This is a genomic window from Paraburkholderia sp. SSBN10T, assembly GCF_056619545.1.
Genome location: NZ_JBWQQI010000007.1, coordinates 91,129 through 115,902, shown reverse-complemented (window position 1 = coordinate 115,902; position 24,774 = coordinate 91,129). Strand labels below are relative to the sequence as shown.

Annotated in this window: 21 protein-coding genes and 3 tRNA genes; 14 read left to right on the top strand and 10 right to left on the bottom strand. The window is 62.3% G+C overall.

The features are described 5' to 3' along the window. The first annotated feature begins 5 nt into the window (after positions 1–5). The 6 genes from uvrC to AC1ECK_RS13070 all read left to right on the top strand — a co-directional run bounded on the left by uvrC (position 6) and on the right by AC1ECK_RS13070 (position 4,618). Positions 6–2,180: an excinuclease ABC subunit UvrC gene (gene uvrC / locus AC1ECK_RS13095; RefSeq protein WP_480319652.1), complete on the top strand. Its 2,175-nt coding sequence runs from the start codon at positions 6–8 to the stop codon at positions 2,178–2,180. Between the two features lie 163 nt (positions 2,181–2,343). Beyond that, positions 2,344–2,937 (top strand): CDP-diacylglycerol--glycerol-3-phosphate 3-phosphatidyltransferase, encoded by a 594-nt coding sequence (gene pgsA, locus AC1ECK_RS13090; protein WP_480319650.1) that lies wholly within the window; start codon positions 2,344–2,346, stop codon positions 2,935–2,937. A gap of 143 nt (positions 2,938–3,080) precedes the next feature. After that, positions 3,081–3,156: transfer RNA gene (locus AC1ECK_RS13085), tRNA-Gly, on the top strand. 76 nt (positions 3,157–3,232) lie between these two features. After that, a tRNA-Gly gene (locus tag AC1ECK_RS13080) sits at positions 3,233–3,308 on the top strand. 115 nt (positions 3,309–3,423) lie between these two features. After that, positions 3,424–3,497 (top strand) — tRNA-Cys (locus AC1ECK_RS13075). A gap of 320 nt (positions 3,498–3,817) precedes the next feature. Beyond that, positions 3,818–4,618, top strand: coding sequence for a phosphodiesterase (locus AC1ECK_RS13070; protein ID WP_480319648.1), 801 nt, complete (start codon positions 3,818–3,820; stop codon positions 4,616–4,618). Positions 4,619–4,770: 152 nt separating this feature from the next. Here the strand turns inward: AC1ECK_RS13070 and AC1ECK_RS13065 are convergent, their stop codons facing one another. Further along, on the bottom strand, positions 4,771–5,742 hold the full coding sequence (locus tag AC1ECK_RS13065; RefSeq protein WP_480319646.1) for an AraC family transcriptional regulator: 972 nt from the start codon (positions 5,740–5,742) through the stop codon (positions 4,771–4,773). Positions 5,743–5,837: 95 nt separating this feature from the next. On the opposite strand from AC1ECK_RS13065, the gene AC1ECK_RS13060 reads away from it, so the two are divergent. After that, positions 5,838–6,671, top strand: coding sequence for an oxidoreductase (locus tag AC1ECK_RS13060; protein ID WP_480319644.1), 834 nt, complete (start codon positions 5,838–5,840; stop codon positions 6,669–6,671). 75 nt (positions 6,672–6,746) lie between these two features. Here AC1ECK_RS13060 and AC1ECK_RS13055 read toward each other — a convergent pair whose 3' ends face one another. Continuing rightward, positions 6,747–8,282, bottom strand: a complete 1,536-nt coding sequence (locus AC1ECK_RS13055; protein WP_480319642.1) for a sensor domain-containing diguanylate cyclase — start codon at positions 8,280–8,282, stop codon at positions 6,747–6,749. A 386-nt stretch (positions 8,283–8,668) separates the two neighbouring features. Between AC1ECK_RS13055 and AC1ECK_RS13050 the strand changes: the two genes are divergently transcribed. Next, positions 8,669–9,409, top strand: a complete 741-nt coding sequence (locus tag AC1ECK_RS13050; protein ID WP_480319639.1) for a TraB/GumN family protein — start codon at positions 8,669–8,671, stop codon at positions 9,407–9,409. Positions 9,410–9,555: 146 nt separating this feature from the next. Beyond that, positions 9,556–10,050, top strand: a complete 495-nt coding sequence (locus AC1ECK_RS13045) for a GNAT family N-acetyltransferase (RefSeq protein ID WP_480319637.1) — start codon at positions 9,556–9,558, stop codon at positions 10,048–10,050. Here the strand turns inward: AC1ECK_RS13045 and AC1ECK_RS13040 are convergent. From AC1ECK_RS13040 to AC1ECK_RS13030, 3 genes are all read right to left on the bottom strand, one after another. Further along, a complete protein-coding gene (locus tag AC1ECK_RS13040; protein WP_480319635.1) occupies positions 9,969–10,871 on the bottom strand; it encodes a cytochrome c oxidase assembly protein in 903 nt (300 codons plus the stop codon). The two genes, AC1ECK_RS13045 and AC1ECK_RS13040, sit on opposite strands and share 82 nt — an antisense overlap. A gap of 9 nt (positions 10,872–10,880) precedes the next feature. Then, positions 10,881–11,342, bottom strand: coding sequence for a copper chaperone PCu(A)C (locus AC1ECK_RS13035; protein WP_480319633.1), 462 nt, complete (start codon positions 11,340–11,342; stop codon positions 10,881–10,883). Between the two features lie 70 nt (positions 11,343–11,412). After that, complete coding sequence (locus AC1ECK_RS13030) at positions 11,413–12,039, bottom strand: SCO family protein (protein WP_480319631.1); 627 nt, start codon at positions 12,037–12,039, stop codon at positions 11,413–11,415. A 451-nt stretch (positions 12,040–12,490) separates the two neighbouring features. Between AC1ECK_RS13030 and otsB the strand changes: the two genes are divergently transcribed. Both otsB and otsA read left to right on the top strand, forming a co-directional pair. After that, positions 12,491–13,240, top strand: a complete 750-nt coding sequence (gene otsB / locus AC1ECK_RS13025) for a trehalose-phosphatase (protein ID WP_480319629.1) — start codon at positions 12,491–12,493, stop codon at positions 13,238–13,240. 55 nt (positions 13,241–13,295) lie between these two features. Further along, the gene (gene otsA / locus AC1ECK_RS13020) at positions 13,296–14,735 is read left to right on the top strand and encodes an alpha,alpha-trehalose-phosphate synthase (UDP-forming) (protein ID WP_480319627.1); all 1,440 of its coding nucleotides are present in this window, start codon (positions 13,296–13,298) and stop codon (positions 14,733–14,735) included. 161 nt (positions 14,736–14,896) lie between these two features. Here otsA and AC1ECK_RS13015 read toward each other — a convergent pair whose 3' ends face one another. Next, a complete protein-coding gene (locus AC1ECK_RS13015) occupies positions 14,897–16,732 on the bottom strand; it encodes an ABC transporter ATP-binding protein (RefSeq protein ID WP_480319624.1) in 1,836 nt (611 codons plus the stop codon). Positions 16,733–17,433: 701 nt separating this feature from the next. Here AC1ECK_RS13015 and AC1ECK_RS13010 point away from each other — a divergent pair. Both AC1ECK_RS13010 and AC1ECK_RS13005 read left to right on the top strand, forming a co-directional pair. After that, positions 17,434–18,498: a glycosyltransferase family 4 protein gene (locus tag AC1ECK_RS13010; protein ID WP_480319622.1), complete on the top strand. Its 1,065-nt coding sequence runs from the start codon at positions 17,434–17,436 to the stop codon at positions 18,496–18,498. 232 nt (positions 18,499–18,730) lie between these two features. Then, complete coding sequence (locus AC1ECK_RS13005; RefSeq protein ID WP_480319620.1) at positions 18,731–19,591, top strand: hypothetical protein; 861 nt, start codon at positions 18,731–18,733, stop codon at positions 19,589–19,591. Between the two features lie 3 nt (positions 19,592–19,594). Here AC1ECK_RS13005 and AC1ECK_RS13000 read toward each other — a convergent pair whose 3' ends face one another. The 4 genes from AC1ECK_RS13000 to AC1ECK_RS12985 form a co-directional block, all read right to left on the bottom strand. Continuing rightward, the gene (locus tag AC1ECK_RS13000; RefSeq protein ID WP_480319618.1) at positions 19,595–20,623 is read right to left on the bottom strand and encodes an alpha/beta hydrolase; all 1,029 of its coding nucleotides are present in this window, start codon (positions 20,621–20,623) and stop codon (positions 19,595–19,597) included. Positions 20,624–20,658: 35 nt separating this feature from the next. After that, the gene (locus tag AC1ECK_RS12995; RefSeq protein WP_480319616.1) at positions 20,659–21,084 is read right to left on the bottom strand and encodes an organic hydroperoxide resistance protein; all 426 of its coding nucleotides are present in this window, start codon (positions 21,082–21,084) and stop codon (positions 20,659–20,661) included. A gap of 173 nt (positions 21,085–21,257) precedes the next feature. Next, a complete protein-coding gene (locus AC1ECK_RS12990; protein WP_480320119.1) occupies positions 21,258–21,824 on the bottom strand; it encodes a TetR/AcrR family transcriptional regulator in 567 nt (188 codons plus the stop codon). Between the two features lie 222 nt (positions 21,825–22,046). Continuing rightward, positions 22,047–23,924, bottom strand: a complete 1,878-nt coding sequence (locus tag AC1ECK_RS12985; protein WP_480319614.1) for an ABC transporter ATP-binding protein — start codon at positions 23,922–23,924, stop codon at positions 22,047–22,049. A gap of 457 nt (positions 23,925–24,381) precedes the next feature. Here AC1ECK_RS12985 and AC1ECK_RS12980 point away from each other — a divergent pair, with 457 nt between their 5' ends. Further along, positions 24,382–24,741 carry a hypothetical protein gene (locus AC1ECK_RS12980; RefSeq protein ID WP_480319612.1) on the top strand — a complete coding sequence of 120 codons (360 nt, stop codon included), beginning with the start codon at positions 24,382–24,384 and terminating at the stop codon, positions 24,739–24,741. Positions 24,742–24,774 lie beyond the last annotated feature (33 nt).

The following is a 24,774-nucleotide window of genomic DNA, read 5'->3' as shown; positions in this document are numbered from 1 at the left end:
TCTGCATGACCTATCCAGACGCTCCCGAAGCTTCCGAAACCCCCGAGGCATTCGAGCCCAAGAAGGTGCTCGCGCAATTGCCGCATCTGCCCGGCGTCTATCGCTATTACGACGCGCAGGGCACCGTGCTGTACGTCGGCAAGGCGCGCGACCTGAAAAAGCGCGTTTCGAGCTACTTCACCAAGACGCTGCTGTCGCCGCGCATCGCGATGATGGTGACGCGGATCGCCCGCATCGAGACCACGGTCACGCGTTCCGAGGCTGAGGCGCTGCTGCTCGAAAACAACCTGATCAAGGCGCTCACGCCGCGCTACAACATCCTGTTTCGCGACGACAAGTCGTACCCGTACCTGAAGCTGACCGGCCATCAGTTTGCGCGCATGGCGTACTACCGCGGTTCGGTGGACCGCAAGAACCAGTACTTCGGGCCGTTCCCGAGTGCGTGGGCGGTGCGCGAGAGCATCCAGATCCTGCAGCGCGTGTTTCAGTTGCGCACCTGCGAAGACTCGGTGTTCAACAACCGCACGCGGCCTTGCCTGCTGCATCAGATCGGACGCTGCTCGGCGCCGTGCGTAGGGGCGATCAGCGAGGAAGACTACGCGCGCGATGTCGCCAACGCGTCGCGTTTCCTGCTTGGACGGCAGACCGAAGTGATGAAGGAGCTCGAGGAGAAGATGCACGCGTTCGCCGCCGAACTGAAGTTCGAGCAGGCCGCGGCCGTGCGCAACCAGATGAGCTCGCTTTCCACGGTGCTGCATCAGCAGGCGATCGAGGTGGGGAGCGATAGCGACGTCGACATTCTCGCGGTGGTCGCCCTCGGCGGGCGCGTGTGCGTGAATCTGGCGATGGTGCGCGGCGGCCGGCACCTCGGGGACAAGGCGTATTTCCCAGCTCATGTGGAAAGCGCGCTGACGATCGACGAGGGCGGTCTGGACGACGGCGATGCCGATGCGCAGAGCGCACTGAAGGCGGCTCTCGCGCAGGGCGAGGCTGATTACGCCTCCGGTGACCAAGCCGCTGAGGATGCCGATGATGCCGTGTCCGATGAGTCCGACGGTGAGTCCGATGACGCTTCCGGGAGCGCCGGTGAAGCCGCCGCAAAACCCTCCGGCAAGCCGCCGCGCCGCCGTGTGACAGGCATCGAATCCGAGGTGCTCGAAGCGTTCATCGCACAGCATTATCTGGGCAACCGCGTCCCGCCGGTGCTGGTGGTTAGCCATGCGCCGTCGAACCGCGAACTGGTCGATTTGCTGATCGAACAGGTGGGCCACAAGGTCACCCTGCTGCGCCAGCCGCAAGGCCAAAAACGCGCGTGGCTGGCGATGGCCGAGCAGAACGCACGGCTCGCGCTAGCGCGCCTGCTGTCCGAGCAGGGCTCGCAGCAATCGCGCACGCGTGCGCTCGCCGATACGCTTGGTCTCGAATGCGACGATCTCGCGCACCTGCGGATCGAATGCTTCGACATCAGCCATACGATGGGCGAGGCGACCCAGGCGTCGTGCGTCGTGTATCACCATCACAAAATGCAGTCCTCGGAGTACCGGCGCTACAACATTACCGGCATCACGCCGGGCGACGATTACGCCGCCATGCGACAGGTGCTCACGCGCCGCTACGAGAAGATGGTGGCGCAGGCTGCCGCGAATGTCGCCGACGAAGCGCTCTCGCAGTCCACCGACCCGGCGGCCGATCCGGCACTCGGGGCCGACACCGCCGAGCCGGCCGCCGGCGGCATCTTGCCGAACATCGTGTTGATCGACGGCGGCAAGGGTCAGGTGGAGATTGCGCGCCAGGTGTTCACCGAAGTGGGTCTCGATTGCGGGATGCTGGTCGGGGTTGCGAAGGGCGAAGGACGCAAGGTCGGGCTCGAAACGCTGGTTTTCGCCGATGGCCGCGCGCCGCTCGAGCTCGGCAAGGAGAGCGCGGCCTTGATGCTCGTTGCGCAGATCCGCGACGAGGCGCACCGCTTCGCGATTACCGGCATGCGCGCGAAGCGCGGCAAGACGCGCCAGACTTCGCGCCTCGAAGAACTCGAAGGCGTCGGCGCGAAGCGCCGCCAGCGCCTGCTCGCACGCTTTGGCGGGTTGCGCGGGGTGGTGGCGGCGAGCATCGACGATCTGGCCAGCGTCGAAGGGATTTCCCAGTCGCTTGCCGAGCAGATCTATCGGCAGTTGCACTGATTGCGCAAAACGCGGCGCGACCCATGTCGGGCGCGCCGCATGTTCCTGCCCCCCCGGATGCCCGTTTGACGCCTGTTTACGGGCGGTTTGCCGCCTGTTTGCTTGTGGCAGGCCTTATGACACGGCACAATTGCAACTCCCTTGTCAGACGCTGCGCCTGCCCATGCCGTTTAATTTCCCGATTTTCCTGACGTGGCTGCGGATTGTTCTGATTCCGCTCGTCGTCGGCGTGTTCTACTTGCCCGACATGATGATGAGCCCCGCGCATCGCAATCTGGCAGCCGCGACAATTTTCATCCTGGCTGCCCTGACGGACTGGTTCGATGGCTACCTGGCCCGCAGGTGGAACCAGACCTCTGCGTTTGGCGCGTTTCTCGATCCGGTAGCCGACAAGCTGATGGTGACGGCCGCGCTGCTGGTGCTGGTTCAACTGACGCGGCTCGATTCGGCGATCGCGCTGGTGATCGTGGGCCGCGAGATCGCGATCTCGGCGCTGCGCGAATGGATGGCGCAGATCGGCGCCTCGAAGAGCGTCGCTGTGAATTCGTTGGGCAAGTTCAAGACCGCGTGCCAGATGGTCGCGATTCCGATGCTGCTGTTCTACGGCCCGCTGCCGCTCGCACCGGGCGTCGCTATGGACACGCGCGTGTGGGGCATGTGGCTGATCTTGCTGGCCGCGTTCCTGACGATCTGGTCGATGCTCTACTATATGAAGCTCGCGTGGCCGCAGATTCGTGAACGAGGCGGGATCTTGTGAGCGAAAACTGTTCCGTAAAAGACCTGCGTGAAAGGGGTTGACACGTTTCAGCGGTTTATACATAATCTCGTTTCTCCGATGCACGCAGTTCTGAACTGCCGGAGCGCAGTACAGGTAAGTAGCTGAGAAGTAAGCAGCAAAACGCGGGAGTAGCTCAGTTGGTAGAGCGCAACCTTGCCAAGGTTGAGGTCGCGAGTTCGAGACTCGTCTCCCGCTCCAGATTTTTGAAGCAGCGTTTTGCGTGATGTAGAAGTCGGCTAGTAGAGCACTGGCAGAACGTTGTTAGCAGGACCATGCGGGAGTAGCTCAGTTGGTAGAGCGCAACCTTGCCAAGGTTGAGGTCGCGAGTTCGAGACTCGTCTCCCGCTCCAGACATTCGGGGAAGCAAAGCTTCCCTTTTTGTTTGGTGGACCGACCGGCCATCGAACAAATCTGCGAATCCGTTGTACAAGCAACTTGTTGCCACGGTTTCAGCAGTCCGCTTACGGCGCGATAGCAAAGCGGTTATGCAGCGGCCTGCAAAGCCGTGTAGGCCGGTTCGACTCCGGCTCGCGCCTCCAGAAGTTAAAGAAAAGCCCCGACTTGTCGGGGCTTTTCTTTTTTTCGCGCCATTCCGTGCGGACAGCATGAAGTTGTCCGCATTCCATTCCTGCCTCGCCGATCGACAAGGGCGACCACTGTGACAGGCCGGCAAGGAGGAAGTGCAAATTTTGTCGCCGCTCAAGCGCGCTTGTCGTTGCCGGTTGCACTAAGAAGGCGACGAATGTCCGATCTGCGCTGCACAAGGATATCCCACTCCCGTAAGCGATTTTTGATCACTTAATCTTGCTGTGACGTCGATGGGGTTATAGAAGAACTGATCAATCAACCGGGATGAGCCGTGACGGTAATCGCACAGGTTTCAGATATTCATGTTCGGCCTCGAGGCCAGCTCTATCAGGATCTGGTCGACTCCAACACGATGTTCGCGAGAGCGGTCGAAACGCTCAACCGTCTGGACCCTGAGCCCCACCTCGTCCTGATCACCGGCGATCTTACTGACGAGGGATCGCCCGAAGAATATGAGATGCTGCGTCATTTGCTGGCACCGTTAAGGCATCCATATGCGGTGATGCCTGGTAATCACGACGATCGGGTTCACCTTTGCAAAGCCTTCGGCGATCAGCAGTGGCTACCTCAGAAAGGCGAACTGAACTTTGGCATCGACGTCGGTGCGGTTCGGGTCATTGCTCTCGACACAACGGTGCCCGGCCTTCACCACGGGGAGCTGAGTGACGCGTCGCTAAGCTGGCTCGAACGCGAACTCGTCGCAAATGCAGGCAGACGCGTGGTCGTCGCAATGCATCATCCACCCTTCAGCACAGGCATACCCTATCTCGACTTATATGGGATGCGAGAGGTCGGCCGCTTGAGCGATCTGCTGTCCCGCTTCTCCAATATCGACCGCATCATTGCGGGACACGTTCATCGTTCGATGCAGACGCGCCTCGGAGCGGTACCGGTATTGACATGTCCCAGTACGACCACGCAGATTGCGCTACGCCTCAAACCAGACGCGGATCCAGCCTCATATCTCGAACCGCCTGCCTTCATGCTGCATTGCTGGGGCGATGATGCAGGCAGTGCGGTATCGCACCTCTGCTATATAGGCGACTTCGGCGGCCCGCTACCGTTCGCCTAGATATCAAGCATGCACGGGCATCAATTCGCCGAATCATGTCCGCTCCCGATTCCGAATCCGCCGTTTGCTTCAGTGCCAGCGCTCGGTTGTCGCTCACGTGGCCGCACCTTCGCGATGCCATAACGTTACAGTCAAAACGAAACGCACCAAACTCAGTGCGACGAAACATAAGTCGCATCGGCGAATGCTGCCGGGACGGCGAAGCTCTCGCGCATACGCTTCGTCTCCGCTGCCGGCGTCAAGCCAAATAGACGCTTGAATTCCCTGCTGAACTGCGACGGGCTCGTGTAACCCACGGCGTGGCCCGCTGCTTCCGCGGTCAGCTCCTGGCGCACCATCAACAGGCGAGCCTGATGCAGACGCGTCGACTTCACGTACTGCATCGGCGACACCTGTGTGATCGCCTTGAAGTGACTGTGGAAACTCGGAATGCTCATGCCCGCTTCTTCGGCCAGTTGCGTGACGTCGAGGGGCTGCGCGTAGCTGGCATGGATAAGGCGGAGCGATTTGCCTATCCGGCCGAACTGTCCTCGCATTGCCAAAGCTTCACGCATCGAGCTACCTTGGGCTCCTGTGAGCACACGGAAATACAGTTCGCGCAGCAGGCCCGTGCCCAACACAGCGGCTTCGAGCGGCCGGTGCATTGCCTCGAGGAAGCGCAACACGGACGCTTGCATTGCGTCGTCCATCGGCGTCGACATCATGCTCTGAGGCGCTTGTACGCGTTCCGTTACGCCTTCGCGGTCGATTTGCGCGGCCAGCTCGGCGGCCATGGTGAAATCGAGGTGCAGATACAGTGCGAGCAGCGGGCGCTCCGGCGTTGCGTCGGTTTCCATGCTGAACGGTACGGGCACGGATACGGCGAGGTAGTGATGTTCATCGTACAGATAGAGCTGGTCGCCGAAGTAACCTCGCTTACGGCCTTGGCAAACGATCACGATGCCGGGATCGTACAGAACCGGTGTGCGCGACAGCGCCCGGTTCGAACGCAGGATGCGGACGCTCGGCAGTGCCGTCAGGTTGTAGCCCTCATCGGGAGCCAATGCGCGCAGCAGGGCAACCATGCGTTGCTGGCTTCGAGAGGACAGGTCCGGATGCTGAATAACGGCATGCTTCGTTCTCATAGTTTTATGCAAGAAAAATAGCTAAACTGGCCTTCATTGGCCTCACTCGTCAGACTAGTATGCACTTTCCAAACAACATTCGGGAGAGTGCTTCAATGGCATCCAGCAAAACTCTGCTCATCACTGGCGTCAGCAGCGGCTTTGGCCGCGCGCTCGCACAAGAGGCGCTTGCGGTGGGTCACAAGGTTGTCGGTACCGTGAGAAGTGTGCAGGGACAGCGTGATTTCGAGTCTCTGTCTGAGCATGCCGCTTTTGGACGTGTCCTTGACGTGACCGACTTCGACGCCATCGACGGCGTCGTGTCGGAAATCGAGGCGAGCGTGGGACCCATCGATGTCCTGGTCAACAATGCCGGCTATGGCCACGAAGGCATCATGGAAGAATCGCCTTTGTCGGAGATGCGTCGACAGTTCGATGTGAATGTATTTGGCGCGGTCGCCATGATGAAGGCCGTCTTGCCCTTCATGCGTGGGCGCCGACGCGGCCACATTCTGAATATCACCTCGATGGGCGGTCACATCACGATGCCGGGAATCGCTTATTACTGCGGGAGCAAATTCGCGCTTGAAGGCATCTCCGAATCTCTCGGCAAAGAGGTCAAGCCTTTCGGTATTGCCGTGACAGCCGTGGCGCCGGGTTCATTCCGCACCGACTGGGCTGGCCGCTCGATGACGCGCACGCCCCGCTCGATCCCGGATTACGACCAGATCTTCGACCCCATCCGCAAAGCTCGCGAGGAGAAAAGCGGCCAGCAACTGGGGGATCCCAGGAAAGCTGCGCGCGCGATGCTCGCGGCGATTGCCGCCGACTGCCCGCCCGCGCATCTTTTGCTCGGCAGCGATGCACTCGGGCTCGTGCGAGGCAAGTTGTCGGCATTGGAGGACGAGATCCTTGCGTGGGAGACTGTGACGGTTTCGACGGACGGCTGAGGATAGCTGCAGAGCTGGGAGGCCGCCGGGAACCGCATGCCGCACGCTCATCAGAAACGCCGCCGCAGAAGCTGGCTAATGAACCATGCCCTTGCTTGCCGCTACCACCCGATTCCGTCCTTCGCGTTTCGCCTCGTACAATGCCTTGTCGGCGGCCTGGATCAGTCTGGTCGGATCGTCTGCGCCTCTGATCGGCACGCGCGCCTCGACTCCGGCGCTGATCGTGACGACGCCTGCCGGGCTGCCCCGATGCTCGATGCCCAGCTCACGGATGGCATCGCGAATCGTCTCCGCGACAGCAACCGCATCCTTGATGCCTGTATCCGGCAGCAGCACGGCAATCTCTTCGCCGCCATAGCGTGCGGCGAGGTCGCGCGGACGGCGTGCGGCGAGGTTGCGGATCAGCCGGCTGATCGTCCGCAGGCACTCATCTCCGGCGGCATGTCCGTAGGTATCGTTGTATTGCTTGAAGCAATCGACGTCGATCATGATCAACGCCAGCTCGTTTCCGTGACGCATGGCGTGGCTGAATTCGTTGTGCAAGGTGACGCCGAACTGGCGGCGGTTCGCAAGGCCCGTCAAGTCATCTTGCATCGCCAGCATTTCGAGGGTCCGGTTGAGCTTCTCGAGCGAGTCGCGCGCCTTGATCAGTTCCGCCTCGGCCAGGGTGCGTAGCCCGATTTGCCGGACCAGATGCCAGCCGGACAATGCCACTACAACGACCAGGCACAGCACGCCCGCCGAATGCCAGATGGTGTCGCGCCACCATTCGTGCAGGATCTCGTCCTTCGACAACGCCGCGGCCACGAAGACCGGGTAGTCCTGCAGATTGCGGTAGCTGTTGAGCCGGGTGACGCCGTCCTGCGCGGATTTGATGAAGGCCGTGCCGACCGGCCCACGCGTCATGTAGGACCGGTATAACTGGGTTTTTAGCATGCTGGCGCCAACCAGTTTCGTATCGAAGGGTCGCCGTACCAGCATGGTGCCGTTATTCAGTACGAGCGCGACCGCTCCCGCCTTGCCGATCTGCAGCGTATCGTAGAAGCGCTTGAAAAACGCGATATTGACGGTGGCCAGCACCACGCCGCCAAAACTGCCGTCGGCATTGTCGATGCGTCGCGAAACCGGAATCACCCAGTTACCGCTCGACCGGCTGATGATCGGCATGCCGATGTGCGGACCCGCGTCGCGGTGCTGTTTATGAAAGATGAAGTATTCGCGATCCGCATTATTGAACTGGTTCAGCGGGGTCGAGGTGGTGTTGGTGAGCCAGTTGCCGTTCGCGTCGTAGATGAACAGGCCGTCGAGCTGCGGCAACTGCTGCCGGCGCATCAACAGGATGCCGCGCAGCCGCCGCAGGGCGGCGGGGCTGGTTCCGTCGACTTCCACGCGCTCGACCAGACCGAGCAGTGCCGTGTCCGCTTCCCTGAAGGTGTCATCGGCTTGCTGCGCCATCGCGCGGGCGAGATTCGCGGTAGCAACGTTCATCTCGCCAAGCTGTACCGCGCGCGCGTTCCAGCTCCGCCAGCCGTCGAGCACAACCAGCGACAAGCAGACGATCGTCACGAAAGCTATCGCGCGCCAGATGATGGGCGGTCGATTCAAACTCAAACTGGTCTCCGGGGGTAGCCTCGCGGCGACGCGCGACCGAGTGCGTTTTGCAAGTAGGGCTGCGAAGCGCGCCTACGTATAAACCTGATATCGGCATTTCGACGCGTAGCTTGACGCCCGTTTCCTTGCAAGATGCTTTCGTAGCCGGTGGGCGTCTATCGCTCGCGCTACTGGCGCCATAGTGCATTCGTTTTGTCCGCCACAGGCGTTCTCACGCGTCCCGTTGTTGTCGCAACCGGCACTGCGCGGGGCGTTTGGCCATCTCGAACACAGGGACCTGGCCAGCGCGCCAGAGCGGGCGCAAGCGAACCGGCAGCAACGCTCGCCCGTCTTGCCTTGCCTATGAAATACTGTCAGTCGTCCCCCGAGCCAGCGATTCTCTCTCCATGTACTTTCAGCTCACCGGCACCCAGGTCAGGGTGCTTGGCTCAATGCATCTGTTCTCCGCTACCAGTCCGCGCATGCCCGGCTGGGTATCGCAAGCGTTCGAGTGGGCGCAGACGCTCGTCTTCGAATCCGATGCTCAGGCTATCTTGCCGTTCCTGAAGCTCGACGGTGGTCAATCGATCGAGCACGCCCTCGCGCCCGAGGTATGGAGCCGGCTCGACGCGTCCTGGCCTTCCGCTGGCGCGTTGGCGCCGCTCGGTGAACTGCGGCCATGGGCTGTCATGATGGCGGCGCCGACGCTGTGCCAGCGGGTAGTGGAGGGCGTCGAGCCGCGGTTGCTCAGGGCGTGCGATGCGCAAGCGAAACCCTACCGTTTTCTGGAGACCGCGCAGGAGGTGGTGGCCTCGCTCGAATCGATTCCGTTGCCGACGATCTGCAGCGGGCTGGAAATGCTGCTCGCCGATCTGAGCGGGCCCCAACGCACGCTCGAACGCATGCAGTCGGCGTGGCTGCAGCGCGATCTTCAGGCGGTCTATACCGTGGCAGCCGAAGCGCCGATGTTCAGCTTGCCCGGCATGCGCAACGCGATCCTCGATGCGCGCAACGCCGCCTGGGCGCCGCGCGTGCGGGAAATGCTCGATACGCCGGCGCGCACGTTGGTGGTGGTCGGCGCGCTGCATTTGCACGGCGCGGGCAATCTGATCGAACGGCTGCGGCACGCCGTGGAGCCCGCCGTGTAGCCTATCGGCAGACCGTTCGGTACTTTGGGGTCGTCATAGACCAGATCGTGTTGGCGACCCGGGCGCGCTATGCTCACGCGCAGCATTCGCGGCATAATTCTGCAACCGTCACCCGCATGGGCGTCCTTCTATTGACGCGTTTTCTCATGAACGAGCCGCAGCACGCCACCAGCAGGCAAGAGCCGTCGTTTGACTGGCGCTGGAAATTCTTCGATGACCTGACGACCGCCGAGGTCTACGCGATGCTGGCCGCACGCAGCCAGGTATTCGTGGTCGAGCAGAATTGCGTCTACGGCGATATCGACGGCCTCGATACACAAGCCTGGCATCTGTTCGCGTTCGGCCCGGGCGACGGCGGCCCGAAGCTGGCGGGTTACCTGCGCGTGCTGCTGCCTGACGACACCGATCCCGACATCCGCATCGGCCGCGTGTTGACCACCGCGGCTTTCCGCGGCATGGGGCTCGGCAACAAGATGCTGGAGCGCGCCGTGACGCACATCGCGCAGCAGTGGCCCGGCGTCCCGATGCGCCTGCATGCTCAGGCCCATTTGCAGGGCTTCTATGGCGCGTTCGGTTTCCTGCCGATCTCGGACGTGCACGATGAAGACGGCATTCCGCACGTCTGGATGCGCGCGGCCTGACGCTTGTCACGCAAGCGTCCGCGCGCGGAAAGCCGCATCCAGTGGCGCATGGCGATCAGCGCGCCGACGACGCTCATCATCGAACCCGGAATCCACAGCAACAAGCCGCCAATCTGCTGGTCGCGCATCGGGCTCAACCAGGTGAACGCGCGTCCGCAGATCGAGTAGATCGGATACAACTCGCGCGGCGTAAAGAAGATGAAAGCGCCGAGCACGATCTGCGGCGGAATCGCAGCGATCACGATCAGCACCCGGCGGCCGGGCGAGAGCCGGGCGGGCGGCGCCGGGCGCGAGTCGAGCACGAGCCACCAGAACATCAGGCCGTCGATCACCATGCTCCAGTTCATCACGCGATACAGCCGTGCATCGAGCATCGCGACGAAATGAATCGGCGAGAGCAGCCAGAAATAGATCAGGCCGACGAACAGGCCGACGGCCACCACCGGATGCAGCAGCACGTCCATCACCTTGCGCACGGGCGCCGCCTCTAACGCCGGCCGCACGAAGCGCTGACGCCACGCGAACGGCACGCCGGCGCGCAGCGCGGCGCCCGGATACGACAGCGCAATGAAGAACGGCCCGAGATGATGCAGCACCAGATGCTGCGCGCGGTGCATGAAAAACTCATGCTCGAAAAAATAGTCGAGCCTCGTATGCAGTGCGACATACAGCGCGCCCAGCCCGAACCAGAAGGAAATGTGCCGGCGCAGCGAGACCTTCGCCTTGTGCGCACCACGCGCAAAGAGGATCGCCGTGACCAGCACGGCGATCACGACGCTCGGCGACGGCTCCCAAGGGTCGAGCCAGTAAAGCAGGTTCATCGTGCGGCGTCAGTTGGTCTGCGCGGGCGATTTGACGGCGAACGGCGTGTCCAGCGTTTCGCCGTCCGAGAATTGCAGCTTCAGATGCACGGTGTCGCCGGGCGCAACCTTGTGTTGCGCATGCTCCAGCATGATGTGGTAGCCGCCGGGTGCGATCGAGACCTGGCCGTGCGCCGGCACGGTCAGCCTGTCGGCCATCACCATCTGTTGCGTCGAGCCGTTCGATACCGTCTGGTGCAGCATCGCACCCTGGTAGTCGTCGCTCGAAATGTCGGTAAGGTCGATCGGTTTGTCGCTTGAGTTGACGAGCGTCACGTACCCGGCGGCGGGCAGGTTGTTCGGTAGCCAGCGGATCCATGCATGCTGGGCGCTGACGGCCGCCGTGCCGGCCGCCTGGGCGCTGGCGGCGCCGCCGAAGGAGAGGGTGAGCGCACAGCCCAGTGCAGCGAGCGATTTGATCTTGAGGTTCATGAACGCAAAGTCAGGGAGAGGTCAGGAGGAGGGGAAGCCGGCACGAAGCGTGGCCCGAACTCGCGAATCGTCAGGAATGGTCTTCAATGATACGACGCAGATCGGCAGCGATCGCGTCGGGCGAATCGTGATCGGTGGCGAGCAGCCGCGCGTGGCCTTGCGCATCGAAGACGTAGACGGCCGAGCTGTGCGTCACTTCGTAGCTGCCGTTCGGGTCGCGCTTCTCCATCTGATAGGCGACGCGATAGTGGCGCGCGAGCGTCTCGATCTGCCGGTCGCTGCCGGTCAGTCCCATGGCGTGCTCTGCGTCGAAGGCGCCGACGTAGTCGTGCAGCGCCTTGGGCGTGTCGCGCGCGGGGTCGACGGTGATGAACAGGATGCGCACCTTTTGCGCCTGCGGGCCAAGCCTGGCGAGCACCTGCATCAGGCGCGCCATGGTTTCGGGGCAGACGTCCGGGCAGTGCGTGTAGCCGAAGTAAACGAGCGCGGTGTCGCCCCTGAATGCTTCGCCGGTCATTGGCTTGCCGTCGTCGCCGGTGAGCGAGAAGTCGAGATCGGGCAAGTGGCCGGTCACGTTTGTCAGGTGCCAGGGCTCTTCCTTATGCGTACACCCGGCGAACAGGCCCAGCACCAATGCGCTGGCGAGCGCGAACAGCCCCGGCAGCGCAGCCCGCTGCAGGCGCCGCGCGAGCCGCATTGGGCCACGCGTGCCGCGCGACGCGGGATCCCGTTGCACTCTCTGAGGTGAAATTCTGGGGAACAAAGCGGGCATCCATGACTCGATTTAAGACGTCGCGTTTGGCGGCGTAGCGATGTCGCCAATACCGCGTGCTGGCTCGCAATGGCGTTTGACACCTTGTTGTGCCGGCACGCGTGCGGACCCGTCAGCGTGGCTGGGACTTTATCGCAAATTGGCGCGCACCGTCATATGCCACCGCTGAAGGCCGGCATGACAGGGCGATTTGACGCAGTGGCGTGAAAGGCGTCTGAAGACGCATCGTGCGGTTTTTGCACGGAATTCCTGTGCGGCGCGGGCGGATTCCCATGCTGGCGTTGCACTCAGGCTTACTTTCCCGAAAAATAGCGGGATGCGCGGTAAGATGCGCACACTTTTGCGGCTGCGAGCGGCTGAAAGGCAAGATAAACCGATGCAAGCACTTCCGGCTGTTCTGTCTCCGAGCGAGACGGCATTTTTCTTCGATTTCGACGGCACTCTCGTCGAACTGGCCCCCACACCGGACGGTGTGCTGGTGCAACCCGAGGTCATCACGCTGCTGACCGAGCTGCGCCGCCTGACCAACGGTGCGGTGGCGGTCGTGTCGGGCCGCGGCATCGACAGTATCGATGCGTTCCTCGGCATGCCCGATCTGCCCATCGCCGGGCTGCACGGCGCGGAGCGGCGCGATGCGAACGGCGACACGCAAAGGATCGGCTTTCACGACGAGCGCCTGTTGCGCATGGAGCAGGTGCTGGCCGAGGTCGTCAATGCGAACCCCGGCATGCTGCTCGAAATCAAGGGTGCGGCGCTCGCGCTGCACTACCGCAACGCGCCGGATCGCGAGCCGCTGGCGCGCACGGTCACCGGGCGGCTGGTGGCCGACTATCCGGGCGCCTATGTGCTGCAGCCCGGCAAGATGGTCTACGAGATCAAACCGAAAGATGTCGACAAGGGACGCGCCGTGCGGGCCTTTCTGGACGAGCCGCCGTTCACCGGCCGCCGGCCGGTGTTCGCCGGCGACGACCTGACCGACGAAAAGGGCTTTGCGGTCGTCAACGAGCGTGGTGGCGTGTCGATCAAGGTCGGCCCTGGAGACACCATCGCGCGCTCGCGGCTCGACTCGGTCGGCGCCTTGCTCGCGTGGCTCGACGGCATCGTCACCGCCGCGCGCCGCGCATGATGCGCGCTGCGTCCCGCTTCGTTCCGAACGTTCTTCTGCACGGAAACCGCGCTTCATGAGTCGACTGATTATCGTATCGAACCGGGTCGCGCCGATCTCGGAAGGGGGGCCGGCGGCCGGCGGTCTGGCGGTCGGCGTCTACGATGCGCTGAAGGAAACCGGCGGCATGTGGTTCGGCTGGAGCGGCGAGGTGCTCGCCTCCGGGCAGCCGCAGATCAGCGTGGAAGAGCGCGGCCCGGTGACCTTCGCCACCATCCCGCTGATGCGGCGCGACTACGATCAGTACTACCGCGGCTTTTCGAACGCCACCTTGTGGCCGGCGTTCCACTACCGCGCGGATCTGTTGCAGTACGACCGGCACGACTTCGGCGGCTATTGCCGCGTCAATACCTGGCTTGCCCAGCAGCTTGTGCCGTTGCTGCGCGCGGACGATGTCATCTGGGTGCACGACTACCACCTGATTCCGTTCGCGCAGGCCTTGCGCGCGGCCGGCGTGAAGAACCGCATCGGCTTCTTTCTGCATATCCCGTTTCCGGCCTCCCAGGTGCTGCTGGCGGTGCCGCCGCACCGCGAACTGGTCGAAGCGCTCTGCTCGTTCGACCTGCTCGGTTTCCAGACCGCCCCCGACCTGCGGGCGTTTTGCGATTACATCGTCAACGAGGCGAACGGCACGGTCGACGTGCCGGCCGAAGGGCCGAGTGTCGTGCAGGCTTTCGGCCGGACCTTGAAGGCGTCGGCGTATCCGATCGGCGTCTATCCGGATGAGATCGCCGAACTCGCAAAGGCCGGCGAGCGCGGCAAGCCGGTGCGCACGATGAAGGCCACGCTGCATTCGCGCAAGCTGATCATGAGCGTCGACCGGCTCGACTATTCGAAAGGACTGGTGGAGCGGTTTCGTGCTTTTGAGCGGCTGCTCGAACATGCGCCCGCGCAGCGCAACAAGGTATCGTTCCTGCAGATCGCTCCGCCGACGCGCGCCGATCTGAACGCCTATCAGGACATCCGCTTGCAACTCGAAGGCGAGTCGGGACGCATCAACGGCCGTTTTGCCGAACTCGACTGGGCGCCGATTCTCTACATTCATCGTCAGTATGAGCGGCCGGTGCTGGCGGCGCTGTTTCGCACCGCGCACGTTGGCTTCGTGACGCCGTTGCGCGACGGCATGAACCTCGTTGCCAAGGAGTACGTGTCGGCACAGGATCCCGAGGATCCGGGCGTGCTGGTGCTGTCGCGCTTTGCGGGCGCGGCGCAGGAGCTGGACGGCGCGCTGATCGTCAACCCGGTGGATATCGACGGGATGGCCGAGGCGCTGGCAAAGGGTTTATCGATGCCGCTCGCCGAGCGTCAGTCGCGCTATCGGGACATGATGGCGAGGCTGCGCGAGAACAACGTGTCGGTGTGGCGCGATAACTTCATGCGCGATCTGCAGGCGGCCGGTGTGCTCGTCGACGGCGGTGGCGCGGGGCACACGGCGCGCGAGCCGCTGGCAGGCTGAGGGTGCAGACTTAAGACAGGGGCGGCCGGGTTCATTCGCAGCCATTTCCCTGAAGACAAAAAAGCCGCTTCCATGAAGCGGCTTTTTTCATTGAGGCTGGCCCTTGCGGCTCGTGGCTCACGCCCCACAGCTCACAGCGCTCTGGAGGCCGCCGCTCGCTCTCAAACCACGTGCTGTTCGTCGACCTTCTTGCCGCCGGCGTGCAGCGTGGTGCCCTTACCGTGCTGCTTCGCCAGCAGGTCTCGATACAGCCCCGGCCGGTTGCGCAGTTCTTCGGGCGAGCCGTCGTCGACCACCTTGCCTGAGCTCATCACGATGATGCGGTCGAAAGTGTTCAGCGTCGACAGACGGTGCGCAATAGCGACCACCGTACGGCCCACCATCAGCCGGTCGAGCGCTTTCTGGATCGCTTCTTCGGAGGCGCTGTCGAGCGCCGAGGTGGCTTCGTCGAGCAGCAGGATTGGCGCGTTCTTGAGGATGGCGCGTGCAATCGCAATGCGCTGGCGCTGGCCGCCTGAGAGTTTCACGCCGCGGTCGCCCACGATCGTGTCGTAGCCTTCCGGCATCGCTTCGATAAAGTCCGAGCAGCGCGCTTCGCGAGCCGCTGCCAGCACTTCGTCGCGGCTCGCCTCAGGACGGCCGTAGGCGATGTTCTCGTAGACGGTGCGATGGAACAGGGCGATGTCCTGCGGCACGACGGCAATCGCGTGGCGCAGGCTGTCTTGCGTGATCGCGGCGACGTCTTGCCCGTCGATCTTGATCTGACCGCCTTGCGTTTCATAGAAACGCTGCAGCAACGACAGCACGGTCGACTTGCCCGCGCCCGACTTGCCGATCAGCCCGACTCGCTGGCCGGCCGGGATGTGCAGCTCGAAGTGATCGAGAATCGGCCGGCGGCGCGGGTATGCAAACGTGACGCTTTCGAAGTCGATGCGTCCGCCTTGCGGCACCAGTTCCACAGCGTCCGAGCGGTCCGGCATGCCGTGCGGCTCGAGCAGCGTGCGCACCGCTTCAGCGAGCCGCGCGACGTGCTGGGTGACGTCGACGAGCGCGACAGCCAGGTCGCGGGTGCCGTGCAGGATCGTGAAGCCGAGCGAGCTGACCAGCACGATGTCGCCCGAGGTCGCCCGGCCCTGGTCCCACAACCACAACGCCCAGCCAAGCAGGCCGGCCGACAGCATGGCCGTGATGACCGCGTGCAGCAGGCGCAGCTTTTCCAGGTAGAGCAGGCTTTGCTGGCGCGCGTCCATTTCGGCCTTGACGGTCGAGCCGAAGCGCGCCTGCTCGCGAAGGGTCATGCCGAAGGCGCGCACGAGGCCCATGTTGCTGATCACGTCGACCAGTTCGCCGTCGACCGACGCCGCCTTGGTGGCGAAGTGATGGTGACGCGCTGAACCACGCCCGGCCAGTTTGTAGAGCACCACCGAGAGGATCGCCGAGCAGAGCATCAGGCCAGCCGCCATCAGCGGGTTGACGGCAATGATCATGACAATCGCGCCGAGCACGGCGATGCACGGCGGCAGCACGTTCCAGGCCGTGGTGTTCTCAGCCGTGTAGACCGCATTCGAGGTGGCCGTGATGCGGCTCGCCAGCATGCCGGGCTGCTTTTCCGAGTAATACGTGGGCGAGTGGCCGCTCAGGTACTGGAACAGATCGCGGCGCAGGTCGCCGGTGACGGCGACGAAGGTGTGCGCGGCGACCCAGCCGCCGACCCGCCACAGCAGGTTGTCGGCGGCGATCAGGCCGACAAGGATGGCGAACGCTCCCCACAGCGGGCCGGGATGGTGCCGGCCTTCGCCGAGCACGTCGATCAGATGCTTGATGGCGTATTGAGAGGCGAGCGCACAACCCACTGCCGCGAACACGCTGCACAGGACGGTCGCATGGGCGAGCGGGTGGCGGCGGATATAGCGAAAAAGAAACGCAAGCGGCCTGTGCGCATAGCTCGCGAGCTTTGCGTTGTGGGCATTACGCTGGGCGATGGTGAGATGTTCCAATTGATCGTGTGGTCGGTGTGTTTCAGGTTATGTCATGCAACGGCATGGGCCACGGGACGCATCGCCACAAAAGGCAGATGCTCGCATTGTAAACACGCAAAAGGCATTCCGCCGTGTTCGAACGGCAACGGGACGCGACTGATTTCGCGATGGGCATCCGCAACACCTGTTTGCTCGACCGCGTCTCGTGGCCGTGGTTCATACAGATTGCGGAATAATTTCGAGATATAATTACAAAAGCCATTCAGCGCGCGACGGCGCGCCAAAGAGCGGCACGCTGGAAACATGGACGGAAGAATTTGCAAAAATTCAGCTTGCAGACCGCGCGCCAAGGCCAGCCCTTACTGTAGAACTGTCTTATAAAACAAGGGTTTGCAAAGTGTTTCCGCTTTGTAACAACGTAAAGTGTTTGAAATGTTGTGCGCCGCGCGGGATTCCCGGCATCCATAATGCGTGCTCGGTCGTCCCACGAAATATCTGACAGTTTGTCAACGAGTCTGACGCATGTGCGTTTATGGCACATGTACAGCCTGGTGACGATGATCAGTCTGGGCATCCTTACCAAGCGATCCATCGCAGGATTTCTCGAACGAAACAGGCCTGAGCCGGCATCAGCCGGCCCGACTGGCCAGGCGAGCAAAGCGAGTCGCTTTTAACAAACCGCAGTACTTTTGCCTGATTTTTTACGAGGAGTTCTCTCTATGCGAATCGCTCAAATCGCTCCGTTGCACGAGGCGGTTCCCCCTAAGCTGTATGGTGGAACGGAACGGGTAGTGTCCTACCTGACCGAGGCACTGGTCGAACAGGGACACGATGTGACGCTCTTCGCGAGCGGCGATTCGATCACCTCGGCGAAGCTCGAAGCATTCTGGCCGCAGGCACTGCGCCTCGACCCGACGATTCGCGACGTGATGGCCCCGCACATGCTCCTGCTGGAAGAAGTGCGCCGCCGCGCGGACGAATTCGATGTGCTGCACTTCCACATCGATTACTACCCGTTCTCGCTGTTTGCACGCCAGCCGGTGCCGTTCCTGACCACGATGCACGGCCGTCTCGACCTGCCGGAACTGCAACCCGTTTTCAACGCGTTCAGCGACGTGCCGGTGGTGTCCATCTCGGACAATCAGCGTCTGCCGCTGCAACAGGCCAACTGGCTGTCCACCGTGTATCACGGCCTGCCGGAAAACCTGCTGAAGCCGATCCCCGACGTCAAGCCGAGCTATCTCGCGTTCCTCGGCCGTATCTCGCCGGAAAAGCGTCTCGACACGGCCATCCGCATCGCCGAGCAGGCTGGCATGAAGATCAAGATTGCCGCCAAGCTCGACAAGGCTGACCGCGCATACTACGAAGAAGTCATCAAGCCGCTGATGTCGCTGCCGCACGTCGAGTACATCGGCGAAATCAGCGAAGCGGAGAAGACCGAATTCCTCGGCAACGCCCACGCGCTGCTGTTCCCGATCGACTGGCCTGAGCCCTTTGGTCTGGTGATGATCGAAGCCATGGCTTGCGGTACGCCGGTCATCGCCTTCAAGCGCGGTTCGGTGCCGGAAGTGATCGAGCACGGCGTGTCGGGCTTCGTCGTCGAAGACGAAATCAGCGCCGTTGCCGCCGTCAAGCGTCTGAACACGCTGCCGCGCGAAACGGTGCGCAAGGCGTTCGAAGCGCGTTTCTCGTCGAAGGTGATGGCGCAGAACTACGTCGCCTCGTACGAAGAACTGCTGCGCCAGAAGCGCCGCACGGTGCTGCGCGAAGTCAACGCGAGCTAACGGCTCGAAGCCATACCGCTCCTGCACCGCCCGCCAGGCGGCACTGCGAGCTCCAACAACGCCCTGCGTGTGTCAAGCACGCAGGGCGTTGTTGCATGCGCGCCGCGCATTTGGCCGGGAATCCTCTGAAAGTGGCGTTTTGGGGGGAGGAACCGTGAGCCGCCTCGGTAATATCCCTATAATGGCCCTGCCGCAAATTTGGCTGCGGCGTCGTCACCGACAGGAGGATGCCTTGGCGAGAACGAAAGAGACGCGTGCGAACACGGCGCCTGGCGCCGGAACGATTTTCGCGCTGCGGGCCATCGGTCTCGTGATTCTGACTCGGTGGCTGTTTTCGATGTCGCAGATGGCCATCGTGTCGTCGCTGGCCGCGATGGCTTCGTCGCCGTGGGCCTGTATCAACCTCGTCTTCCTGTTTCTGCTGATCTTTCTGCCGGGCGCACGCGCCCAGGCCGAGCGGCCGTTTCATCCGCTGCCGCAATGGCTGCGTCAGGCGCTGCGTCTGTTCGCTTTCCTTGGGTTCCTGTTCGCGGTTTTCTCGGTGGGCGCCTTCGTCTGGAGCGCCGGCGGGCGGCGTGCACTGCACGCGGTGGCGGCAACCAACGGCTGGCTGGTGGCGGCGCCGGCTTTGTATGCCGCAGTGTTGTGGATCTGTCGGCCGCGGGCGCTGTGGCGCACCAATGTCGCGGCGCGCCGCTTTGCGATAGGCCGCTATGCGATTGCCGTCGATCCGGTGACGCGTACGGTGGTCGTCTGGGTGGAAAGCCGCAAGCTCGGCCAGTACGACGCGCGTGAACTGTCGGTGCGCTGGCCGGACGGTCAGGGCGATGCGGTTGCCACGCCGCTAGCAGCGCCGGCTGCGGTGCTCGACGCGGGCGGGGCGCCGGCCACCGCGTCGACGGCCTCCGCTTCGGCAGCGCCGCGGGCCGCAGCGCAGACCGGCTGGCTGCACCGGCGTCCCAAGGTCGAGTTGCTATGGGATTCCCCGGCGGCAGCCGGACATAACCGTCAAACGGTGTTTCGCGCGGCACTCGCCACAGAGGGCGACCGGGTTGCCGCGCGAGCCCTCGATACCTCGTTGCGCCAGGCCTGATGCTTACTTCAGGCGCGACTGCAACTCGTTGGCGAGCTGTTTGATCGCCGCCTTGGTCGGCGCGTCTTCGGCGAGTGCGTTGAGCAGACCGAAGTCGTGGATCGTGCCGTTGTAGCGCACCGTGGTCGCTTCATCGCCTGCTGCGTCGAGCTTGCGGCCGTAGGCCTCGCCTTCGTCGCGCAGCACATCGAACTGGGCAACCTGAATCAGCGCCGGCGGCAGACCCTTCAACTGATCCTGCGAAGCCCGCAGCGGCGACGCGTAAATCTCGTTACGCTGTTTCGGATCCTTGGTGTACGCATCCCAGAACCACTTCATCATCGGACGAGTCAGGAAGTGACCTTCCGGATAGGCGTTGTACGAGCCGTCGCTGAAATTGTTGTCCGTGACCGGCCACATCAGACCTTGAAAACGGATCGCGGGACCTTTCTTGTCTTTCGCCATCAGCGACACGACCGCCGCCATATTGCCGCCCACGCTATTGCCGACCACCGCGAGACGGCTGCCGTCGACACCGATTTCATTGCCATGTGCCGCAACCCATTTAGTTGCCGCATAGGCCTGGTTGATCGCCACCGGATAGCGCGCTTCGGGCGAAGGTGTGTAGTTGACGAACACCGCCACCGCGCCGGATTGCACGACGAGGTCGCGCACCAGACGCTCGTGGGTCGGGAAGTCGCCGAGGATCCACCCGCCGCCATGGAAGAACATGAAGACCGGCGGCGTACCCGTGACACCCTGCGGCCGTACGATCGTGATCGGCACGGTGATGCCGTCCTGCTCGATGGTCTTGTTCGACACGTCGATACCCGACAGATCGACCTTGACGCTGTTCTGCGCACCGACCAGCACCTGGCGCGCTTGCGCCGGAGTCAGCGTGTTGATGGCCGGTCCAGTGCCGCTGTTGAGCGCGTGAAGGAATTGGCTCGTCACCTGGTCGGGCGTGGCGGGGGCTGCCGGAGTAGCAGCGGCGGCAAAACTTGTGCTGACGGCAAGGGCAGCGGCGAGCAGCATGGGCTTGAAGGTCTTCATGATGGTTTCCGGTTTGTGTAATTGGCTGCTGTGGGTTAGACGATCGTCAGCGTGACGTCGATGTTGCCGCGCGTCGCGTTCGAGTACGGGCAGACGATATGGGCCTTGTCGACCAGCGTCTGCGCTGCTTCACGCGCCATGCCGGGCAGCGAAATCTTCAGTTCGACTTCAATGCCGAAGCCGTTCGGAATCGCGCCGATGCCGACGCTGCTGTCAATCGAGACGTCCGCCGGGATCGCGATCTTGTCGCGTGCGGCGACGAACTTCATCGCGCCGAGGAAACACGCGCTGTAGCCGGCGGCGAACAGTTGTTCCGGGTTGGCGCCTTCGCCACCCGCGCCGCCCAGTTCCCTGGGCGTGGTCAGTTTGAAGTCGAGATTGCCTGCGGGTACCACGGCACGGCCATCGCGGCCGCCGGTGGCGTGGGCATGAGCGCGGTAGAGAACTTTTTCGAGGGACATGGTGAGACTCCTTTAAAGAGGTTGGATTGCTTAGGTTTTGCTATCTACTACTAGATAGATTTGCCGGCATAACAATGAGTGCTTCTGCTTCACATCTACCGTTAATCTATCTACTCAAAGATAGATTAACGGACCAAACAAAAAGGTGGCGTACCACCTCTCATGCGACTGCGTTACCGCGCGATTCTCACCGAAGCTTCGACATCTTCGAGCCGAGCCTTGGTGTGAAACAGCCTGCTCGCCAGGACGCTGCCCTGAAAGGCCGCGTAGAGCGCGCGTGCCGCGTTTTCCGGCTTGCCGTTTACCGCCAGCGTTTTTTCCTGTGCGCCTTGCGTCAGAACCTTCGCCAGCCAGTTCTCGTTGGCCTTGAAAAACGCCTGCACCGCTTGTCGGATGTTGTCGGGCAGTGACTCGATGTCCGCAGCCAGCATGCCGCACAGGCAGATCTGGTTGCCGTCGCCAAGGGTCCTGCCGAACAGCCTCGCGTACTTGCTGAGTTTTGCATCGGCCGGCAACGAAGCGTCGATGGCATGGAGGGCGTTCAGTACCTCGTTGCTGTACTCGTTGACCGCTTCCAGCACCAGATCGTCTTTCGACGGGAAGTAGTAGTGGATGCTCGAGGTCTTTACGCCGACCAGATCTGACAGATCACGGTAACTAAAACCGTTGTAGCCGCGCAGCATGATGAGCGTGACTGCGTGGTCCAGGATCTGTTCGCGAACTGTCGTTGTCGTTTCCATGGACTGAACTTTATCTACTGATAGATAGACTGTCAAGCATGAGATGAAAAAATTTTTGTGAAGGGGTGAGGCCGGTCTGGCGGGATAAAAAAGGCCGGCGTACTGGCATACGCCGGCCTGAGTCATTGCTAGTGCTTGTGGTCGCGATGGAGCCGGGCAACCATCCGCCGGTTTCCTGAGACTTTAGATGCGGATGTCATGCAACCCGCATCTTCCGGCCGTTTATTCGTCCACCAGCATTTCCGAGTCGTCGACCTGCTTCGCGCCGGCGCCAGGCGCTGCGCGTCGCATGTCGGGCTCGGACAAACCCTTGATCAACTCCAGCGCCTGGCGCTCGAAGAGTCTCCGGTACAAGCCTTTCTCGAGCTGGATCAGTGCTTCGTGGCTGCCTTCCTCGATGATCTTGCCCTTATCGAGCACCAGCAGGCGGTCCAGCGCCCGCACGGTCGACAGCCGGTGCGCGACGACGAGCGTCGTGCGTCCTTCCATCAGCCGTTCCATCGCTTGCTGGATCAGCACCTCACTTTCGCTGTCGAGGCTCGAGGTGGCCTCGTCCAGGATCAGGATCGGCGCGTCTGCAAGGAACGCCCGCGCAATCGCCACGCGCTGGCGCTCGCCGCCCGAGAGCTTCACGCCACGCTCGCCCACCAGCGTGTCATAGCCGTTCGGCAGCGTGACGATGAAGTCGTGGGCGCTGGCGAGTTTCGCGGCCTGCTCGACTTCGGCGCGAGTCGCGCCAGGACGGGCGTAGGCGATGTTCTCGGCCAGCGTGCGGTGAAACAGCACCGGCTCCTGCTGGACAATCGCAATCTGGCTGCGCAATGACGCCTGACTGACCAGAGCGATGTCTTGCCCATCGATCGTGATGCGGCCGCCCGTTACGTCGTAAAGCCGCTGGATCATCTTGATGAACGTCGTCTTGCCCGAACCCGAATGCCCCACCAGCCCCACGCGCTCACCCGGCGCGATGCGTACCGAAAAGTTGTCGTACAGCGGTGTCGCGAGCGAGCCATAGTGGAACGTGACGTGCTCAAAACGGATTTCGCCCTTTTCGATCACGATCGGCCGGGCGCCGGGCTTGTCCTCGATGCCGAGCGACTGCTTTTCGAGCGCCACCAGTTCTTCCATATCGTTGACCGAGCGCTGCAGGTTGCGGATGTGCATACCGACTTCACGCAGGTAGCCTTGCAACATGAAGAACATCGTCAACGCGAACGTGATGTCGCCGACGCTGGCTTCGCCACGTGTCCACAGGAACAGCGCCGAGCCGAGGATCGACGCCTGGATCAGGATCAGCATGCCACCCTGCGCGCCGCCATTGAGCGTGCCGCGCACCCAGGTGCGTTTAGTGCGACGGCGCCACTTCTCGATGATGCGGGCGAGCAAGACTTCTTCGCGTGCTTCGGCGCCGAATGCCTTGACGACGGCATTGCAGCTCACCGCATCGGCCAGCGCGCCGCCCATTTTTGTATCCCACGCGTTGGCGAGACGCGCGGCAGGCGCGACGAAGCCGAGCGACAGCATGGCCGTCACCGTGATATAGAGCACGGAGCCGAGGCCCACGACCGCTCCCATCAACGGCCAGCGCACGCCGAGCAGCACGGTGGAACCCACCAGCATGACGAACGACGGAAACAGCGCAATCAACAGCGTGTCGTTGAGTATGTCGAGCGCCCACATGCCGCGCGTGATTTTGCGCACCGTCGAGCCGGCAAAGCTGTTGGCATGCCAGTCGGTCGAAAAACGCTGTACCCGATGAAAGGCATGGCTGGAGACCTTGCTCATCATCTTGAGCGTCAGCACGATGATGTTCATGTAGACACCCTGATTCAGCAGCGTGGCGCCAAAACCGAGTCCGACCAGGATCGCGAACGCGGTCACGGCGGCATGCCGCGCCGCCGGGTTGCTTGCGGCGCCCGAAGCGATGGCGTCGACGAGATGCCCCGCAAACATCGGGGTGAGCACGTCGGCCAATGCCGTGAGCAACACGAGGCCGGTAACGGCGAAGATACGCCAGGGTTGTTCGCGCCAGTGGCGAACGGTGAAGCCGAGGACGTCCTTAAAGGCTTGTCCGCGAAAGTCGAGTTTTTTTGTAGTCATTAGTCACGGCCTGGGGACGTAGAGACCCCGGGATTCCATTCAGGAGCAATAGGAATAGACAGCCGAAGCGGGCCAGAATGACCTGGCGAGCTAATGTTAGACCGTCTGGAAAATGCGCAGGCTTGCCGAAATGGCGACGCTGCGTTGGCGACTAGTTAAGGTCGCGGGGCCACGTTTAGGGTGGCAATGTGCACGCTGAACAACATGTGATGCCTCCCTTTAGTGTTGAGTGAAGTGAAGAAGATGCTGATCGGAGCCGATGTCCGAAATTGAAGCATATAGCGGCTTTATTGCGGTGGCAAGAGGATGATGTGGGGATGTGGTTGAATTGATACGAAGAATGGAGGAGGGCGTTGGGGCGACGCAATGCATCTGGCGGATATCGGCAAGCGCAATGTGTTGAAGGTTTTTTATATTTGATAATGTCCTTCATCGAACATGTAGATGGAGGTATCCGATGGCCGCCGTCAACCTGCCCCTGTCCGGGCCTGTCACCCAGGCAATCAGTCCGTTCATGCCTTACTTCCCGATGTTCGGCAGCCAGGTTGGCTCCTACACGGTCAATCTGGGCAACTCGTCCAATCCTGATGTCGAGAAAGCAGCGCTCGATGTGGCGAGCTACGGCAAACAGCTCGGCCGAATCGAGGATGTGCTGGTGCTGTTGCTGCAGCACGTCGACGTGACGGGGCGGAACGAGAAAGAAAAGGAAGCGATCGCTGCACTCCGGAAAATGGAAGTGGCAACTGATGTTCTGCCGAAGCTTCGGAGAATGCTCGAGGATATTGCGGATGAGAAAAAGAGGCATAGCCGCGGATGAGCCTGGAGCCTTGGGTGCCAATGAAAAAGGCCC